Consider the following 18,223-nt stretch of genomic DNA (forward strand, 5'->3'; position numbering starts at 1 on the left):
GCAGCGGGACCCAGGCTTTCCCTGGCCTTTGACCCGGATTCCGGGTGGGGAGTGAACCTTCCTGCCCCAGACACCGTCCTAGAGGGCGCAATGTCGCCGGATGCCCGGATCGGCACCGGATTCAAGGTCTCTCGCAGAACTATGGGATGCGATGTCTGTCAGGATAGATGGGGAAAAGCCGGGCGGGGTTCCGAGCGGATCAGGCCGGGTACGGCGCATACTGCGCGGTCCACGCCCTGAGGCGGTCCCCACGCTGATCGGCCGGGCCTGCGCGGTCGTGGGCCTGCTGGACATCGCCGCGGGCGTCTTCCCACGCTTCCGGCACAGCCGGATGCACGCCTGGGCCGAGGTGCTGCCGGGCTCGTTCGGACCGTTCGCCGCGGCGCTCTCGCTCAGCGCCGGCGTACTCCTGCTGCTGCTCGCGCACGGCCTGCGCCGGCGCAAGCGCCGTGCCTGGCGCGCCGCCGTGGCACTGCTCCCGGCGGGCGCGGCGGCCGAGTTCGTCTACCGGCACTCCGTGGTCGGCGTCGTCATCGCCCTCGCGCTGCTCACCCCGCTGGTGCTCCACCGCAAGGAGTTCTCGGCGCTGCCCGACCCGCGCAGCAGGTGGCGGGCGCTGACCAACTTCGTGCTGATGAGCGCCGGTTCGCTGGCGCTGGGCATGCTCATCGTCAGCGTCCACACGGACCGCATGCTCGGCGACCCGAGCGTCGCGGACCGGCTCACCCACGTCGTCTACGGCCTCGTCGGCTTCGAGGGCCCCGTCGACTACCAGGGCAACACCTCCTGGACCGTCGCCTTCTCCCTGGGCGCCCTCGGCTGGATCACCGCGGTCACCACGATCTACCTGGCCTTCCGCCCCGAGCACCCGGCGGCCCGGCTGACCGAGGAGGACGAGGTCCAGCTGCGCGCGCTGCTGGCCAAGCACGGCCGCCGCGACTCCCTCGGCCACTTCGCGCTCCGCCGCGACAAGGCCGTCGTGTTCTCCCCCAGCGGCAAGGCCGCGGTGACCTACCGGGTGGTCTCCGGTGTGATGCTCGCCAGCGGCGACCCCATCGGTGACGTCGAGGCCTGGCCGGGCGCCATCGAGCGCTTCATGGACGAGGCCAAGGCCCACTCCTGGACGCCCGCCGTCATGGGCTGCTCCGAGACCGGCGGCGAGGTCTGGACCCGCGAGACCGGTCTGGACGCCCTGGAACTGGGCGACGAGGCGGTGGTCGACGTCGCGGATTTCTCACTCGCCGGACGCGCGATGCGCAACGTCCGCCAAATGGTCAAGCGCATCGAACGGGCCGGCTACGAAACCCGGGTACGGCGTATCCGTGACCTCGGCGACGCCGAGCTGGAGCGCATCCGGGAGGCCGCCGAGGACTGGCGCGGCACCGACACCGAGCGCGGCTTCTCCATGGCGCTCGGCCGCATCGGCGACCCCGCCGACGGCGACTGCCTCATAGCCACCGCGCACAAGCAGGACGACGAGCCGGGCGAGTTCGGCGACCTGAAGGCGATCCTGCACTTCGTGCCGTGGGGCGAGGACGGCGTCTCCCTCGACCTGATGCGGCGCGACCGCTCCGCCGACCCCGGCATGAACGAACTGCTGATCGTCGCGGCGCTCCAGGCCGCCCCCAAGTTCGACATCAGCCGGGTCTCGCTCAACTTCGCGATGTTCCGCTCCGCCCTCGCGCGCGGCGAGAAGATCGGCGCGGGCCCGGTGCTGCGCGCCTGGCGCGGACTGCTGGTGTTCCTGTCGCGGTGGTTCCAGATCGAGTCGCTGTACAAGTTCAACGCCAAGTTCCAGCCCCGCTGGGAGCCGCGGTTCGTCGTCTACCGCTCCTCCTCCGATCTGGCCCGCATCGGCTTCGCCGCCATGCAGGCCGAGGGCTTCGTCACCCTGGCCCTGCCCGTGCCGCGCTTCCTGCGCCGCCGCAAGGCAGGACAGCGCCCGTGCGCCCACGGAGTGGCCGAACGGGACGTGCGCGCGGCCTGACCCGCGCACGCCCCGCGCCCACGCGCCCCGCACCCCGCGGCCCGAGTGACCGCCCGCCTCCCGACCGGAGGCGGCGACCGCTCGGGCCGCTCCCGTACCGGCCCCCGGCCAGCCGGGCCAACGGGATCGGCCCCGGACCCGGGGCCTACGCTGAACGTATGAGCAACCAGAGCGGGCGCGGCCGAGTGGCGGGCCTACCGGCATGGGACCGCTGCGCGGTCATGGGGGTCGTCAACGTGACACCCGACTCCTTCTCCGACGGCGGCCGCTGGTTCGACACGACGACCGCCGTCAAGCACGGCCTCGACCTGGTCGCCCAAGGGGCCGACCTGGTCGACGTCGGCGGCGAGTCGACCCGCCCCGGCGCCCCCCGCGTCGACGAGGACGAGGAACTGCGGCGCGTCCTGCCGGTCGTCCGGGGCCTCGCCGCCGAGGGCGTCGTCCTCTCCGTGGACACCATGCGGGCCCGCGTCGCCGAGCAGGCGCTCGCGGCCGGCGCCGCCCTCGTCAACGACGTCAGCGGCGGCCTCGCCGACCCCGCGATGATCCCCGCGGTCGCGGACGCGGGCGCGCCCTTCGTCGTGATGCACTGGCGCGGCTTCCTCCAGGGCGGCAACGTCCGGGGCGTCTACGCCGACGTCGTCACCGAGGTCGCCGACGAACTGCACGCGCGCGTGGAGGCCGTCCTGGAGGGCGGCATCGCCCCCGACCGCGTCGTCGTCGACCCCGGCCTCGGCTTCTCCAAGGACGCCGAGCACGACCTGATGCTCCTGGCCCGTCTCGAACGGATCCTCGGTCTCGGCCACCCCGTCCTGGTCGCCGCCTCCCGCAAGCGGTTCCTCGGCCGCGTCCTGGCCGGACCGGAGGGCGCGCCGCCGCCCGCCCGGGAGCGCGACGCGGCCACGGCCGCCGTCTCCGCGCTCGCGGCGCACGCCGGAGCGTGGGCGGTCCGCGTGCACGAGGTACGCGCCACAGCGGACGCGGTACGGGTCGCACGCGCCGTGGAACAGGCGCGCGCGACCGGCGGCACCGCCCCGGCGGACGGCCCGGCCGGCTCCCCCGAAGGAGCCCGGTGAGCGCTCCCCACACGGACGTGGAACAGGTGGAAGCGGCCAACACCGCCTTCTACGAGGCACTGGAGCAGGGCGACTTCGAGGAGCTGACCTCCCTCTGGCTCACCCCGTCCGACCTGGGCGTCGACGAGGAGTACCACGACCCGGCGGACACCGGTGTGATCTCCTGCGTGCACCCCGGCTGGCCGGTGCTCACCGGCCGCGGCGAGGTCCTGCGCAGCTATGCGCTGATCATGGCCAACACCGACTACATCCAGTTCTTCCTGACCGATGTGCATGTCTCGGTCACCGGCGACACCGCCCTGGTGACCTGCACCGAGAACATCCTCAGCGGCGGTCCGGCGCCCGCCGCCGGCGACGAGCTGGGCCCGCTGGTCGGACAGCTCGTCGTCGCCACCAACGTGTTCCGGCGCACCCCGCTCGGCTGGAAGCTCTGGTCGCACCACGCCTCCCCGGTTCTGGCCGAAAACGACGGCGACGAGGAGGAGGGCCCGCCCGCGTGAACGGGTAGGCGACGGGCACCGACGCGGAAGTGGCCGGAATCACGGGTCCGGCGGCGTGGGCGGCCACCGGCCGGTGAGCAACCGGGTTCTCCAGGGGAAACACCGGGTGAAAGCTCCCGGGCCCGGCTCGCCCCGGCGCCCCCGTGTCCCGGCGGTGTCGGCGCCCGCAGGTAGATTCGTCCGAGGCCGGTGTACCGCCCGCACGCGGTACGACCCGGCCGTCACCGACGATTGCAGGAGTGATTCGCGTGGATCGTGTCGCGCTGCGCGGCCTGAAGGCCCGCGGGCACCACGGTGTGTTCCCCAAGGAGCGCGAGGACGGCCAGACCTTCCTCGTCGACATCGTCCTGGGGGTGGACACCCGGCAGGCCGCGGCCGACGACGACCTGGCGAAGACCGTGCACTACGGCATCGTGGCCGAAGAGGTCGTGGCCGTGGTGGAGGGCGAGCCGGTGAACCTCATCGAGACCCTCGCCGAGCGCATCGCCCAGACCTGCCTGAAGCACGAAGGCGTCCTGGAGGTCGAGGTCCGCGTCCACAAGCCGGACGCCCCGATCACGGTCCCCTTCGACGACGTGACCGTCACCATCACCCGGAGCCGAGTATGACCCGACCTTTCCTCCAGGGTCACAGCGACCCGACCGTCCAGCCGGTGCCCGCCTCCGTCGTCGAGCAGGTCGACGCGGCCGACACCACGCTCAGCAACCCGAAACGCGCCGTGCTCTCCCTCGGCTCCAACCTCGGCAACCGCCTGGAGACCCTCCAGGGCGCCGTCGACGCCCTGGAGGACACCCCGGGCGTGCGCATCAAGGCCGTCTCCCCGGTCTACGAGACGGAGCCGTGGGGCGTCGAGCCCGGCACCCAGCCGTCGTACTTCAACGCGGTGGTGGTCCTGAAGACGACGCTGCCGCCGTCCTCCCTGCTGGAGCGGGCGCACGCCATCGAGGAGGCCTTCCACCGGGTCCGCGACGAGCGCTGGGGCCCGCGCACCATCGACGTCGACATCGTCTCCTACGCCGACGTCGTCTCCGACGACCCGCTCCTCACCCTCCCCCACCCCCGCGCCCACGAACGCGCGTTCGTCCTCGCGCCGTGGCACGACGTGGACCCCGACGCCCAGCTCCCCGGCCGGGGCGACGTGGCGGGCCTGCTGGGCGCCGTCACCCGCACGGGTGTCGCACCGCGCGCGGACCTGGAACTTCGACTGCCCGAGTAGTCGTTAAGGTCGAGGAAGATCCCGGCGCCCTGTCCGGGGACGGCACCGCCGCTCCCCCGGCCGGCCCGGGACGAACCGCCGACGCCCGACCGCGGTCCGGGGGAGCTGAAGGGACACCGTGAAAGAGCTGCGCATCAGGGTGCTGGCGGGCGTGTTCGTCGTCGCCGGAGTGCTGTCCTGGGCAGGCGCCCGCCTGTGGAACGCGGTGGGAAGCCTGCCCAGCGTCCCCCTGGCCGCCCCCATCGTCCTCGCCCTGATCGCCGTGGTCCTGGTGTCCACGGCCCTCTCGCTGCGCGCCCGCCTCAAGGCCCAGCGCGAGCGCCGCCCCGGCGCCAAGGGCGTCGACCCGCTGATGGCCGCCCGCGCGGTCGTCTTCGGCCAGGCCAGCGCCCTGGTCGCCGCCCTCGTCGCCGGGATGTACGGCGGCGCCGGCGTCTTCCTCCTGGAACTGCTCGACATCCCCACCCGCCGCGACCAGGCCATCTACGCCGGCGCCTCCGTCCTGGCCGGCCTCGCCGTGATAGCGGCGGCCCTCTTCCTCGAACGCGTCTGCAAACTCCCCGAGGACGACGACCAGAACCCCCAGGGCGCCGAACCGGCGGCCTGAGCCACCGGAGGCTCCGTCGCGCGCCCGTCCGGGCGCGCGGGGGGGCTCGTGGGCCCTCAGCGCGCCATGATGAGGCTCATCGCCTCGTTCCGCGTCGCCGCGTCCCGCAGCTGGCCCCGGACCGCCGAGGTGATGGTCTTCGCGCCGGGCTTGCGGATGCCCCGCATCGACATGCACATGTGCTCGCACTCCACGACGACGATGACGCCCCGCGGCTCCAGTATCTCCATCAGCGAGTCGGCGATCTGGGTGGTGAGTCGTTCCTGCACCTGCGGGCGGCGGGCGTAGACGTCCACGAGACGGGCCAGCTTGGACAGACCGGTGATCTTCCCGCTGGTGGACGGGATGTACCCGACGTGCGCGACCCCCCGGAACGGCACCAGATGATGCTCACAGGTCGAGAACACCTCGATGTCCTTGACCAGCACCATCTCGTCGTGGCCCAGGTCGAACGTCGTCGTCAGGACGTCCTCGGGCTGCTGCCACAGGCCCGCGAATATCTCCTTGTACGCCCGCGCCACCCGCCCCGGGGTGTCGCGCAGGCCCTCGCGGTCCGGGTCCTCGCCGACCGCGATGAGGAGTTCGCGTACGGCGTTCTCGGCGCGCTTCTCGTCGAACTCGCCGATGGCGCCCTCGCCGTCCAGCGTCACGGGGTCGGTCATGTGAAGCCTCGTTCCTGTCTGTCTCAGCCGCGGGCATGCGAAATGCCGCGCCCCCCAGGCTAGAACCTGGGGGGCGCGGCATACATTCCGGGGCCGGTCGGTGGGCCCGGTCAGTTGTCCGGGCGGTCCTCCGGGGCCTGCTCCGTCGCCGGGGCGGGCTCCGTGGCGGTGGACTTCACGGTGCTGATCGCCGCCGTCGCGCCGTTCGCCCCGTTGGTGAGGGCCAGCTCCTTGGGAGAGAGCACCGGCGGACGGGTGGACGGGGTGCGGCGGGAGGATCCGGTCCAGGCGGGCCGCGGGGGGCGCTTGACGATGGGGGCGAAGACCTCGGCGATCTCCTCCTTGCCCAGCGTCTCCTTCTCCAGCAGGGCCAGGACCAGGTTGTCGAGGACGTCGCGGTTCTCGACCAGGATCTCCCAGGCCTCGTTGTGCGCGTTCTCGATGAGCTGCTTGACCTCCTCGTCCACCAGCGCGGCGACCTCTTCCGAGTAGTCGCGCTGGTGAGCCATCTCACGGCCGAGGAAGGGCTCGGTGTTGTCGCCACCGAACTTGATCGCGCCGAGGCGCTCGGTCATGCCGTACTGCGTGACCATCGCGCGGGCCGTGGAGGTGGCCTTCTCGATGTCGTTGGCAGCGCCGGTGGTCGGGTCGTGGAAGACCAGTTCCTCGGCCGCGCGGCCACCGAGCATGTAGGCCAGCTGGTCCAGCATCTCGTTGCGCGTGGTGGAGTACTTGTCCTCGTCCGGGAGCACCATCGTGTAACCGAGGGCCCGGCCGCGGGACAGGATCGTGATCTTGTGGACCGGGTCGGAGTTCGGCGAGGCCGCCGCGACCAGGGCGTGTCCGCCCTCGTGGTACGCGGTGATCTTCTTCTCCTTGTCCGACATGATCCGGGTCCGCTTCTGCGGGCCCGCGACCACACGGTCGATCGCCTCGTCCAGCATCTTGTTGTCGATCAGCTTCTGGTCGCTGCGGGCCGTGAGCAGCGCGGCCTCGTTCAGGACGTTGGAGAGATCGGCACCGGTGAAGCCGGGGGTGCGGCGGGCGACCGCGGCCAGGTCGACGTCCTTCGCGACCGGCTTGCCCTTCTGGTGGACCTTGAGGATCTCCAGACGGCCCTGCATGTCCGGGCGGTCGACGGCGATCTGCCGGTCGAAGCGGCCGGGGCGCAGGAGGGCCGGGTCGAGGATGTCGGGCCGGTTGGTGGCGGCGATGAGGATCACGCCGCCCTTCACGTCGAAGCCGTCCATCTCGACGAGCAGCTGGTTCAGGGTCTGCTCGCGCTCGTCGTGACCGCCGCCGAGGCCGGCGCCGCGGTGGCGGCCGACCGCGTCGATCTCGTCGACGAAGACGATCGCCGGGGCGTTCGCCTTGGCCTGCTCAAACAGGTCACGGACCCGGGAGGCACCGACACCGACGAACATCTCGACGAAGTCGGAACCGGAGATCGAGTAGAACGGCACGCCCGCCTCGCCCGCGACGGCACGCGCGAGCAGGGTCTTGCCGGTTCCGGGCGGGCCGTAGAGCAGGACGCCCTTGGGGATCTTCGCCCCGACGGCCTGGAACTTGGCCGGCTCCTGGAGGAACTCCTTGATCTCGTGGAGCTCCTCGACGGCCTCGTCGGCGCCCGCGACGTCGGAGAACGTCGTCTTCGGGGTGTCCTTGGTGATGAGCTTGGCCTTGGACTTCCCGAAGTTCATGACCCGGGAGCCGCCGCCCTGCATCTGGTTCATCAGGAACAGGAAGACGACCACGATGAGGACGAAGGGCAGCAGGGAGAGCAGGACACCGAGGAAGGGGTTCTGCTTGGACGGCGAGACCGTGTAGCCGTCCGGGATCTGCTTGTGCTGGTACTTGTCCTGCAACGTGTTGGCGAGGGCTGCGCCCTGGTCGCCGATGTAGCTCGCCTGGATCTTGGAGCTGCCGGAGACCTTCTGGCCGTCCTTGAGCTCGACCTTGATGGTCTGCTCGTCGCCGGTGGTCAGCTTGGCCTGCTGGACCCGGTTGTCATTGATCGCTGCTACGACCTGGCCTGTGTCCACCGTCTTGTAGCCGCCGGACGAGCCGACGACCTGCATCAACACGACCACGGCAAGGACGGCCAGCACGATCCACATGACCGGCCCACGGAAGTATCGCTTCACGTCCATCCATACGGAGCGATGACGCCCCGTCCCTCCTGCCATAGTGAGTTTGATAAGACAGTTCTTCTGACGGTACCCCAGCATCGTGGCGAGAAGCCGCACGGGAGAGCTGGCGTTCCCGTCTGCATGCTCCAACGGCTCCGGGGCCGCCGGGGTTCCCGATCACCGTACGGGCTGCGCCCTTATGGGTCAGCCGCCGTAGACGTGGGGGGCGAGCGTACCGACGAACGGCAGGTTGCGGTACTTCTCGGCGTAGTCGAGGCCGTAGCCGACGACGAACTCGTTGGGGATGTCGAAGCCGACCCACTCCACGTCGATGGCGACCTTCGCGGCGTCCGGCTTGCGCAGCAGCGTGCAGACCTTGAGGGAGGCCGGCTCGCGCGAGCCCAGGTTGGACAGCAGCCACGACAGGGTCAGGCCGGAGTCGATGATGTCCTCGACGATCAGGACGTGGCGGCCCTTGATGTCGGTGTCGAGGTCCTTGAGGATCCGCACCACGCCGGAGGACTGGGTGCCCGCGCCGTAGGAGGACACGGCCATCCAGTCCATGGTGAGCGGGGTGGACAGCGCCCGTGCCAGGTCGGCCATGACCATGACCGCGCCCTTGAGGACGCCGACGATCAGCAGGTCCTTGCCCGCGTACTCCGCGTCGATCTTCGCGGCCAGCTCGGTCAGCTTGGCGTCGATCTCTTCCTTGGTGATGAGCACCTGCTGGAGGTCGGCACCCATGTCTTTCGCGTCCACCCGCATCACTTTCGGTCGGTCGTCCCGCATTGACGGCTCGCGGCTGCTGTGGGCCTCCCGGCGGGGAGACCTGCCGCCGGGAGCCTCCCCGGAGGGGAGACCGGCGCCTCCCCCGGGGGGAAGGTTTCAGCCTTGCCGAATGACCAGTCTGCCACCCTGCCGCCGGGCGACGACTTTGCCCGGGAGGTTGATGGCTCCCTGGCCCCGCCAGCCGGTGATCAGCCGGTCCACTTCCTCGATGTGGCGGGCGAACAGGGATCCGGCCGGTGCCCCGGCGTCGATGGCGGCGCGCCGCAGCACCCGGCGGCGCACGGCGGGCGGCAGGTCGTGCAGCTTGGCGCATTCCAGGCAGCCCGCTTCGTCGCGGGCGACGGCCTCGGCCTGGCCGGCCCAGGCATCGAGCGCGTCGGCGTCGTCGCGGGAGAGCTGGGCGGTGCGGGCCAGGGCCTCGACGACGCCTTTGCCGAGGGCCTTCTCCAGGGCGGGCAGTCCCTCGTGGCGCAGCCGGGAGCGGGTGTAGGCGGGGTCGGTGTTGTGCGGGTCGTCCCAGACGGGCAGCGACTGGACCAGGCAGGCCTTGCGGGCGGTCTGCCGGTCGATGTGCAGGAACGGGCGCCGGTAGCGGCCGCCGGCCCCCGAGACCGCGGCCATGCCGGACAGGGAGCGGATGCCGGAGCCGCGGGCGAGGCCGAGCAGGACCGTCTCGGCCTGGTCGTCGCGGGTGTGGCCGAGCAGGACGGCGTGGGCGCCGTGGCGGTCGGCCGCGGCGTCCAGGGCGGCGTAGCGCGCGTCGCGGGCGGCGGCCTCGGGTCCGCCGTCGCGGCCGACGCTGACGGCGACGGCGTCGACCGGGTCGAGGCCGAGTTCGCGCAGCCGCTGGGCGACCTCGGCGGCGCGCAGGTCCGAGCCGGGCTGGAGGCCGTGGTCGACGGTGACGCCGCCGGCGCGGATGCCGAGCTTGGGCGCCTCGAAGGCGAGGGCGGAGGCGAGCGCCATGGAGTCGGCGCCGCCGGAGCAGGCGACCAGCACGAGCGGCGCGGGCGTACGGGCGGCGCTCGCGCCGTGCGGGGCGCGGGGCGCGCGGGGTGTCCGGCTGGGGGTGGGCACGCCGGGCGCGGGGCGCTCGGGCAGCTGCGCGGGGCGCGGGGCGGGCGCGGTGTGCTGCGGCTGTCCGCCGTACGCCGCCTGCGCCGCGTGCGCGGTCTGGAGTTCGGGGCGGGGCGGCCCGGCGGGGGGCGGGGCCGGGGACTGCTCGTCGAGGATGTCGTTCAGGACGCGGCGGACCGCCAGGCGTATCGCCGCGACCGCAGGATGGGGACCCATGTCCGGTTCCCTTCACGGAGTTTTCGGGGGGTGAGCCCGAGCAGGTCACTCAGAGTGTGACGATGGTGACAGAAACGGGCCGTTCCCCGAGCATCGCACGCCTACCCATCGCTCACGGTCCCTCGGACGGGTGATTGGAGGGGCGTTCGCCTGCCGTCGGCCGGATCCGGTTCACCCCGTCCGCGTCCGGTTCACGACTCGGCCTTGCGGTGCACCCGCGCGACCCAGTCCGCCGGTTTGGCGATCTCCGCCTTGGTGGGCAGGGTGTTGGGCGAGGTCCAGACGCGGTTGAAGCCGTCCATGCCGACCTGGTCGACGACCGCGCGGACGAACCGCTCGCCGTCCCGGTACTGGCGCAGCTTGGCGTCCAGGCCGAGCAGCTTGCGCAGCGCCGAGTCGAGCCGGGAGGCGCCCTTGGCGCGGCGCTGCTGGAACTTCTCGCGGATCTCGGCGACGCTCGGCACGACCTCGGGGCCCACCCCGTCCATCACGTAGTCGGCGTGGCCCTCCAGGAGGGACATCACGGCGGTGAGCCGGGCGAGGATCTCGCGCTGCGAGGGGGTCTGGACCAGTTCGACCAGGGAGCGCCCGCCGTCGTCCTCCTCGCCCTCGGGGCGGCCGCCGACGAGCGACTGCGCGGCGTCCCGGATCCGTTCGAGGAACGCGGTGGGGTCGACGTCCGTCTCGGACAGGAACGACTGGATTTCACCCTCCAGGTGGTCGCGCAGCCAGGGCACCGCGGTGAACTGCGTGCGGTGCGTCTCCTCGTGCAGGCAGACCCAGAGGCGGAAGTCGTGCGGTTCCACGTCGAGTTCGCGTTCGACGTGGACGATGTTCGGGGCGACCAGGAGGAGCCGGCCGCCGCCGTCGGCGCCCCCCGGCAGGTCGCGGACGGCCGGGGCGAAGGTCTCGTACTGGCCGAGCACCCGGGAGGCGAGGAACGACAGCAGCATGCCCAGTTCGACACCGGTGACCTTGCCGCCGACGGCGCCGAGGACGGCGGTGCCGGGGTTGCTGCCGCGCCGTTCCTGCATCTTGTCCAGCAGCGGCCTGAGCAGTTCGCGGAAACCGGCGACGTTGGCCCGGATCCAGCCGGGGCGGTCGACGACCAGGACCGGGGTGTCGTGGGTCTCCTCGGTGCCCAGCCGGGTGAAGGCCCGCACGTGCTCCTCGGAGACCTTGGCGTGCCGGCGCAGCTCCGCGACGATCGCGCGGGCGTCGTCGCGGCTCACCTCGGGGCCCGGCCGGACCAGCCTGGTCGCGGTCGCCACCGCGAGATTCCAGTCGACCATCCCGGGACTTGCGGCACCACCGATGCTCGTCATGTGTCAACGGTACGTGAGCGCCGCCACTCGGGGCAGGGCGGCGGACGGCACCGGGCGCCGGGGCGCGGCCCCGGGCCACCGCCTCCGGGGTCCGCCCGAGGGGCGGCCCGGGGATCGGCCCGGGGATCGGCCCGGATCCGTGCGGGCCCCGGCGGGCGTCCCGGACGGCGGGGCTCAGCCGCAGCCGCAGCGGGCCATCGGCCACCGTGTTGCCGCGGCACGGTCCAGGGCCGGCCGAGCGGGCGCTGCTCGGGAGGCAGAGCGAGGGACGCCTCCGGTGCAGGAGCGCGGCCCCGGGCGCCGCGTCCAGGGGCCGTCCGGGGGGCCGCGCGGGCCCCGGCGGGTGTCCCGGACGGCGTGCCGGGCGTACGGGGTTCAGCCGCAGCCGCAGGCCGCCAGGGTCGTCGCGACATGGTCCAGGGCCGCCTGGGCGGCCTGCGGGTCGGTGGTGCCCTCGGCGAGGAAGGCGAAGGCCAGCAGCCGGCCGTCGCGGTCGACGGCCGTGCCCGCCAGCGTGTTCACACCGGTCAGGGTGCCGGTCTTGGCCCGGACGATCCCGGCGGCGCCGTCGCCGGTGTAGCGGTCGGCGAGGGTGCCCGTGAACCCGGCGACCGGCAGCCCGGTGAGGACCGGCCGCAGCCCGGGGCGGGCCGGGTCGGCGGCGGTGCGCAGCAGGGCGGTGAGCAGGTTCGCGGTGAGCCGGTCGGCGCGGTCCAGGCCGCTGCCGTCGTGGAAGGCGGTGCCGGCCAGGGGCAGGCCGAGCGCCTTCAGCCGGGCGGCGACGGCGCGGGCGCCGCCCGCGAAGTCGGCCCGCTGGCCGGAGGCCCTGGCCGTCTGCCGGGCGAGCGCCTCGGCGATGTCGTTGTCGCTGTTGGTGAGCATGCGTTCGACCACGTCGGACAGCGGGGGCGAGGACACGGTCGCGAGGGTCTGTGCGCGGCCGGTCGCCCTGGAGGGGCCGGGGGCGGTGGTCCGGACGCCGTGTTCGCCCAGGAAGCGGCCGAAGGCGCGGGCTGCCTCGGCGGCCGGGTCGGCGACACGGTCGGCGGGGCCGCTGGCGGAGTCGTCGGTACGGCCCTCGTCGGCCATGAGCGCGCTGACCCGGGCCAGGTTCTCGTTCACGCCGATGGAGTGCAGATCGGCACCGGCGTACAGGGTGGTGTCGTACGACAGGGTGACCTGGTGCACCCCGCGTCCGGCCAGGGCTTTGGCCGTGGCGTCGGCGAGGGCGCGCAGGCTGGCGGCGCCCCTGGCGTCCTTGCGGGCGGTGAGGGTCGGGTCGCCGCCGCCGACGAGGACGAGTTCCCCGGTGTCGGGCTCCAGGGCGGCGCGGGTGGTGAGGCGGTGGTCGGGGCCGAGGGCGGACAGCGCGGCGACGGCGGTGGCGATCTTGGTGGTGGAGGCGGGGGTGAGGCCGTTCCCGGCGCCCTGCCCGTAGAGCTGCCGTCCGGTGGTGATGTCGACGACGGCGGCGGAGCGGCCGGTGCCGAGCGCCGGGTTCTCCAGGAGCGGGTCGAGGACGGGGGCGAGGGCCGGTCCCTCGGCCGCCGGCCGGACGGCGCCGCCGGTGCCGCCGAGGCCCGCCAGGACGGCGGCGGCGCTGGGCGCGGCCTGCGGGGAGTCCGCCGCCGCGCCGCCGGGCCGCACACCCCGGGACATATCGGAACCGCGGCCGTGATCTGCGCCACCCGCGCGCTCCAGGGCCGCGGCCCGATCCCGCTCGGCCGTACGCTGACCGGTGGAGTCCCAGGGACCGGCGGCAGTCACCACACCCGCGGCCAGCGCCAGCCCGGCGGTGGTCGCACCGGCGGTGTACCGCCACGTCCTGGGCCGCCCCTGCCGTGGCCCGGTGGCCTGCGCGAACCGTGCGATCCACGGCCGCGCGGTCCGCGCGGCCCCGGCCAGGACCGGCCCCGTGGACCGTGCGACCCGCGCGAGGCGCGGCCGCAGGGACCGCGTCAGGCGTGCCAGCCGCTCTTCCGCGGCCCGCCAGCCCCTCAGCTCCGGCACGACCACCAGCCCCTTTCGCGATCACACACCTGCGTGAGGGACACTTAATCACCAGAACTATGTGCTGATCATGGAGGAGCCACCGGTGGAGTTCGACGTCACGATCGAGATTCCGAAGGGTTCGCGGAACAAGTACGAGGTGGACCACGAGACCGGTCGTATCCGCCTGGACCGTCGACTCTTCACTTCGACCAGCTACCCGGCGGACTACGGCTTCGTCGAGGACACCCTCGGCGAGGACGGCGACCCGCTGGACGCGCTGGTCATCCTGGACGAGCCGACCTTCCCCGGCTGTCTGATCAAGTGCCGCGCGATCGGCATGTTCCGGATGACGGACGAGGCCGGCGGCGACGACAAGCTGCTGTGCGTGCCGGCGTCCGACCCGCGCGTGGAGCACCTGCGGGACATCCACCACGTGTCGGAGTTCGACCGCCTGGAGATCCAGCACTTCTTCGAGGTCTACAAGGACCTGGAGCCGGGCAAGTCGGTCGAGGGCGCCAACTGGGTGGGCCGCGCCGACGCCGAGGCGGAGATCGAGCGCTCCCGCAAGCGTTTCGAGGAGCACGGCGGTCACTGACCGCACCGCGCCCAGGGGCCGCGTCCACCTCGCGAGAGGTGACGCGGCCTTCGGCATACGTGCGCGGGTACCCGCGCATACTGAGGCTTACGGAAGGTGTCGTTCAGGGAGCGTTGCCCAGTGACGGACGCGGAGGACCGCAAACCGCAGTCGGACGAGGCGAGGAGTGACTTCGTGTCCTCCGCCGCGCGTCCCGCGCAGGCGTCGGTGACGCAGACGACGCAGCTGATCCCGGTGGTCCGGGCGGCCCCGGTGACCGCCGTGACACCGGTCGACAACGAGTCGTCGACGACGTCCGAGTTCGCGCTCCCGCAGGGTCTGGCCGCGCCCCGGCCCGCAGGCGAGTCCGAGACGACCTCGGAGTTCGCCCTGCCGGACGGCCTGGCGGTGCCCGAGGCACCGGCCGCCGAGCCCGAGGGCTCCGCGTTCAGCACCCCGCACACCTACACCGCGCGCGAGGCGCCGTACGCCTTCACGCCGCCCCGGGGCACCCCGGCGGTCAGTCTGACCAAGGACGCCCCCTGGCAGGACCGGATGCGCACGATGCTGCGCATGTCGGTGACCGAGCGGCCCGCGCTGGAGCAGGTGCACAAGGCGGAGGAGGGCGGCCCGGCCGTCCCGCGCGTCCTCGACCTGTCGCTGCGTATCGGCGAACTGCTGCTCGCGGGCGGTGAGGGCGCCGAGGACGTGGAGACGGCGATGTTCGCGGTCTGCCGCTCCTACGGCCTGGACCGCTGCGAGCCGAACGTCACCTTCACCCTGTTGTCCATCTCCTACCAGCCGTCCCTGGTGGACGACCCGGTGTCGGCCTCCCGCGTGGTGCGCCGCCGCGGCACGGACTACACCCGGCTCGCGGCCGTCTTCCAGCTCGTCGACGACCTCAGCGACCCCGAGACCCATGTCTCCCTGGAGGAGGCCTACCGGCGCCTCGCGGAGATCCGCCGCAACCGGCACCCCTACCCCGGCTGGGCGCTGACCGGCGCCGCCGGGCTGCTGGCGGGCGCGGCCTCCGTGCTCGTCGGCGGTGGTCCGCTGGTCTTCGTGGCGGCCGCGCTCGGCGCGATGCTCGGCGACCGGCTGGCCTGGCTGTGCGCCGGGCGCGGGCTGCCGGAGTTCTACCAGTTCACGGTCGCCGCGATGCCGCCGGCCGCGATCGGCGTCGCGCTCACGGTGGCGGACGTCGACGTGAAGGCGTCCGCGGTCATCACCGGTGGCCTGTTCGCGCTGCTGCCGGGGCGGGCGCTGGTGGCGGGCGTGCAGGACGGGCTGACCGGCTTCTACATCACCGCCTCGGCCCGGCTGCTGGAGGTCATGTACTTCTTCGTCGGCATCGTCACCGGTGTGCTGCTGGTCCTGTACTTCGGGGTGAAGCTGGGCGCCCAGCTCAACCCGGACGCGGCGCTGGTGGGCAGCCAGCGGCCGGTGCTCCAGATCGTCGCGTCGATGCTGCTGTCGCTCACCTTCGCCGTGCTGCTCCAGCAGGAACGGTCCACCGTCCTGTGGGTGACGCTCAACGGCGGGGTGGCCTGGGTGGTGTACGGCGCGATGCACAACGTGGGCGGTATCTCGCCGGTCGCCTCCACGGCGGCGGCCGCGGGCCTGGTGGGACTGTTCGGGCAGCTGCTGTCCCGCTACCGCTTCGCCTCCGCGCTGCCGTACACCACGGCCGCGATCGGGCCGCTGCTGCCCGGTTCCGCCACGTACTTCGGGCTGCTGTCGATCGCGCAGAGCCATATCGACAAGGGGCTCGTCTCCCTGGCCAAGGCGGTCTCGCTCGCCATGGCCATCGCCATCGGGGTGAACCTCGGCTCCGAGATCTCCCGGCTCTTCCTGCGGCTGCCGGGGGCGGGCAGCGCCGCGGGCCGCCGGGCGGCCAAGCGGACCAGGGGCTTCTGAGCCCGGCCGGGCCGCGCGGCGGCTCAGGGGGCGCGGTAGTACCCCTGGTCCTGGTCGTACGGATACTGCCGCTGGTCGTACTGCGGGTCGTACTGCTGCTGCTCCTGCTGGTCGCCGTAGGGCTGCGGCTGCTGCGGCTGCTGGGGGTGGCCGTAGGGCTGCTGGGGCTGCTGCTGGTTCTGGTGCTGCTGCGGGTACGCGCCGCCGGGGTGCTGCTGCCCCTGGTCGTAGCCGTACGGCTGCTGGGGCTGCTGCGGCTGGGGCTGGTGCTGCTGCGCGTGCTGCTGCTGGGGGCGCTGCTGCTCGTACGGCGGTTCGATGCGGCGGAGCTGGGTGGTCGCGTCGTCCAGGACCGGCGGCTGGAACTGCTGCCCGTACGGCTGGGGCTGCTGGGGCTGCCGCGCGTACTGCTGCTGGTGGGCGGCGACGGGCTCGGGGGCCGCGGCGGCGGGCTGCGGCTCGTTCTTCGCCTTGGCACGGGCGCGCAGGAACTCGATGGCGATCGGGACGACCGAGACGAGGACGATCAGGATGAGGATCGCCTCGATGTTCTCCTTCACGAAGTCGATCTTGCCGAGCCAGGAGCCGAGCAGGGTGACGCCCGCGCCCCACAGCACGCCGCCGATGACGTTGAAGGTGACGAACGAGCGGTACCGCATGCCGCTGACGCCCGCGATGATCGGCGTGAACGTCCGCACGATGGGCACGAAGCGGGCCAGGACCAGGGACTTCGGGCCGTACTTCTCGAAGAACTCGTGCGCCTTGACGACGTTCTCCTGTTTGAACAGGCGGGAGTCGGGGCGGTTGAACAGGGACGGGCCGACCTTCTTGCCGAACATGTAGCCCGCCTGGTCGCCGAGGACGGCCGCGAGGCAGATCAGCGCGACGGCCGCCCACAGCGGGAAGTCCAGCTGGTGCGAGGTGATCAGCAGACCGCAGGTGAACAGCAGCGAGTCACCCGGCAGGAAGAAGCCGATGAGCAGGCCCGACTCGGCGAAGACGACCAGCAGCAGCCCCCAGATGCCGTAGGTGTCCAGCAGGTAGTTCGGATCCAGCCAGCTCGGGCCGAGGGCAAGCGTCGTCACGGTTCCGGGCTCCTGAGGGGGTGAGGACGGTCGGTGGCGGGTCGGCCTCCGGGTACTGCCGCACAAAGTATCAACGGATGGTGTACGCCCCGGGTTCCGCCGGATCCCGCGCGCAGCCCCCCGGCGGAACCGGACAGCCGCCCCGGGACACGGGCGTAAGGGGCAACCGCCATGGGCGGACGCCCCTTACCGTCGTCCCTCGTCCGGCCCTTCGCCCGGCCCTCGGGCCACCGCCCTCGTGACCGTCAGCCCTCGTGACGGGCCGCGTTCGCGAGGATCGCCTCCTTGAGGTGCTCGGCGAGCCCCGGCCGCATCGCGTCGTAGTACGCCGTGAAGCGCTCGTCGGCGACGTACATCTCCGCCAGGCAGCGGTGCATCTCGTACGGGCAGGTGAAGAACCACGTGCCGATGTGCCGCCGGTGCTCCTCCGCCAGATCCATGGCCGCCGGACCGGCCGGCGGCTCCCCGGCGGCCGCCAGCGCGGTGTACCGCTCCTCCCAGGCGTCCGCCTCGGCCTTGATCCGCTTCCAGTCCTCCTTGGTGTAGCGGGCAGCGCGGCGCTGCGACTCGGCGTACGCCTCGGTGCCGCCCCAGCGCTGCTCGGTCTCCTCCGCGTACTGCTCGGGGTCCTTGTCCCCGAACACCTCGAAGCGCTCCTCGGGTGTGAGGTCGATTCCCATCCTGCGTGCCTCCATGGCCTGCTCCACGGCCGCGGCCATCCGCTGTAGCTTGTCGATCCGGGCGGTCAGCAGCTCGTACTGGCGGCGCAGGTGCGCGCGCGGGTCCGCGTCCGGGTCGTCGAGCAGTGCCGCGACCTCGTCGAGCGGGAAGCCGAGCTCCCGGTAGAACAGGATCCGCTGCAACCGGTCGAGGTCGGCGTCGTCGTAGCGCCGGTGCCCCGCGTGGCTGCGCCCGCCCGGGACGAGCAGGCCGATGTCGTCGTAGTGGTGCAGGGTGCGCACCGTCACTCCGGCGAAACCGGCGACCTGGCCCACGGTGTAGCCCACTTCCGCTCCCTTCTCGGTACGCGCTCCACGGTGCGTCCTCACGCCGCGTGAGGTGCAAGCCCGT

The 18,223-nt window shown here is 72.6% G+C and carries 16 protein-coding genes; 8 read left to right on the plus strand and 8 right to left on the minus strand.

The features are described 5' to 3' along the window. Window positions 1-151 precede the first annotated feature (151 nt). From B086_RS0123470 to B086_RS0123495, 6 genes are all read left to right on the plus strand, one after another. Entirely contained in the window at window positions 152-1,987 is a 1,836-nt protein-coding gene (locus B086_RS0123470; protein WP_026252695.1) for a phosphatidylglycerol lysyltransferase domain-containing protein, read from the plus strand. A gap of 158 nt (window positions 1,988-2,145) precedes the next feature. Beyond that, window positions 2,146-3,063, plus strand: a complete 918-nt coding sequence (folP, locus tag B086_RS0123475; RefSeq protein ID WP_063746816.1) for a dihydropteroate synthase — start codon at window positions 2,146-2,148, stop codon at window positions 3,061-3,063. Beyond that, on the plus strand, window positions 3,060-3,563 hold the full coding sequence (locus B086_RS0123480; RefSeq protein WP_018568880.1) for a nuclear transport factor 2 family protein: 504 nt from the start codon (window positions 3,060-3,062) through the stop codon (window positions 3,561-3,563). Before folP ends, B086_RS0123480 begins: the two co-directional genes overlap by 4 nt. 248 nt (window positions 3,564-3,811) lie before the next feature. Next, a complete protein-coding gene (gene folB / locus B086_RS0123485; protein ID WP_018568881.1) occupies window positions 3,812-4,171 on the plus strand; it encodes a dihydroneopterin aldolase in 360 nt (119 codons plus the stop codon). Beyond that, window positions 4,168-4,779, plus strand: coding sequence for a 2-amino-4-hydroxy-6-hydroxymethyldihydropteridine diphosphokinase (gene folK, locus B086_RS0123490; RefSeq protein ID WP_018568882.1), 612 nt, complete (start codon window positions 4,168-4,170; stop codon window positions 4,777-4,779). Before folB ends, folK begins: the two co-directional genes overlap by 4 nt. 118 nt (window positions 4,780-4,897) lie before the next feature. Beyond that, window positions 4,898-5,386 (plus strand): DUF3180 domain-containing protein, encoded by a 489-nt coding sequence (locus tag B086_RS0123495; RefSeq protein ID WP_018568883.1) that lies wholly within the window; start codon window positions 4,898-4,900, stop codon window positions 5,384-5,386. A gap of 56 nt (window positions 5,387-5,442) precedes the next feature. On the opposite strand, the gene folE is transcribed toward B086_RS0123495, so the two are convergent. The 6 genes from folE to dacB all read right to left on the minus strand — a co-directional run bounded on the left by folE (window position 5,443) and on the right by dacB (window position 13,600). After that, complete coding sequence (folE, locus tag B086_RS0123500) at window positions 5,443-6,048, minus strand: GTP cyclohydrolase I FolE (protein WP_018568884.1); 606 nt, start codon at window positions 6,046-6,048, stop codon at window positions 5,443-5,445. Between the two features lie 110 nt (window positions 6,049-6,158). Continuing rightward, window positions 6,159-8,198 (minus strand): ATP-dependent zinc metalloprotease FtsH, encoded by a 2,040-nt coding sequence (ftsH, locus tag B086_RS0123505; protein ID WP_018568885.1) that lies wholly within the window; start codon window positions 8,196-8,198, stop codon window positions 6,159-6,161. Between the two features lie 183 nt (window positions 8,199-8,381). Next, window positions 8,382-8,942 (minus strand): hypoxanthine phosphoribosyltransferase, encoded by a 561-nt coding sequence (gene hpt / locus B086_RS0123510; RefSeq protein ID WP_037873829.1) that lies wholly within the window; start codon window positions 8,940-8,942, stop codon window positions 8,382-8,384. Between the two features lie 120 nt (window positions 8,943-9,062). Further along, the gene (tilS, locus tag B086_RS0123515) at window positions 9,063-10,259 is read right to left on the minus strand and encodes a tRNA lysidine(34) synthetase TilS (RefSeq protein WP_018568887.1); all 1,197 of its coding nucleotides are present in this window, start codon (window positions 10,257-10,259) and stop codon (window positions 9,063-9,065) included. Window positions 10,260-10,450: 191 nt separating this feature from the next. Next, window positions 10,451-11,551 carry a zinc-dependent metalloprotease gene (locus tag B086_RS0123520; RefSeq protein WP_018568888.1) on the minus strand — a complete coding sequence of 367 codons (1,101 nt, stop codon included), beginning with the start codon at window positions 11,549-11,551 and terminating at the stop codon, window positions 10,451-10,453. A 408-nt stretch (window positions 11,552-11,959) separates the two neighbouring features. Beyond that, on the minus strand, window positions 11,960-13,600 hold the full coding sequence (dacB, locus tag B086_RS0123525) for a D-alanyl-D-alanine carboxypeptidase/D-alanyl-D-alanine-endopeptidase (RefSeq protein ID WP_018568889.1): 1,641 nt from the start codon (window positions 13,598-13,600) through the stop codon (window positions 11,960-11,962). 79 nt (window positions 13,601-13,679) lie between these two features. Here dacB and B086_RS0123530 point away from each other — a divergent pair, with 79 nt between their 5' ends. Both B086_RS0123530 and B086_RS0123535 read left to right on the plus strand, forming a co-directional pair. Next, window positions 13,680-14,171: an inorganic diphosphatase gene (locus B086_RS0123530; RefSeq protein ID WP_018568890.1), complete on the plus strand. Its 492-nt coding sequence runs from the start codon at window positions 13,680-13,682 to the stop codon at window positions 14,169-14,171. 120 nt (window positions 14,172-14,291) lie between these two features. Continuing rightward, window positions 14,292-16,067, plus strand: coding sequence for a threonine/serine ThrE exporter family protein (locus tag B086_RS0123535; protein WP_018568891.1), 1,776 nt, complete (start codon window positions 14,292-14,294; stop codon window positions 16,065-16,067). 23 nt (window positions 16,068-16,090) lie between these two features. Here B086_RS0123535 and B086_RS0123540 read toward each other — a convergent pair whose 3' ends face one another. Beyond that, on the minus strand, window positions 16,091-17,152 hold the full coding sequence (locus B086_RS0123540) for a DedA family protein (RefSeq protein WP_018568892.1): 1,062 nt from the start codon (window positions 17,150-17,152) through the stop codon (window positions 16,091-16,093). A gap of 245 nt (window positions 17,153-17,397) precedes the next feature. After that, window positions 17,398-18,159 (minus strand): MerR family transcriptional regulator, encoded by a 762-nt coding sequence (locus tag B086_RS0123545; RefSeq protein WP_018568893.1) that lies wholly within the window; start codon window positions 18,157-18,159, stop codon window positions 17,398-17,400. Window positions 18,160-18,223: the final 64 nt, after the last annotated feature.

This window comes from Streptomyces sp. PsTaAH-124 (assembly GCF_000373685.1).
GTDB lineage: Bacteria > Actinomycetota > Actinomycetes > Streptomycetales > Streptomycetaceae > Streptomyces > Streptomyces andamanensis.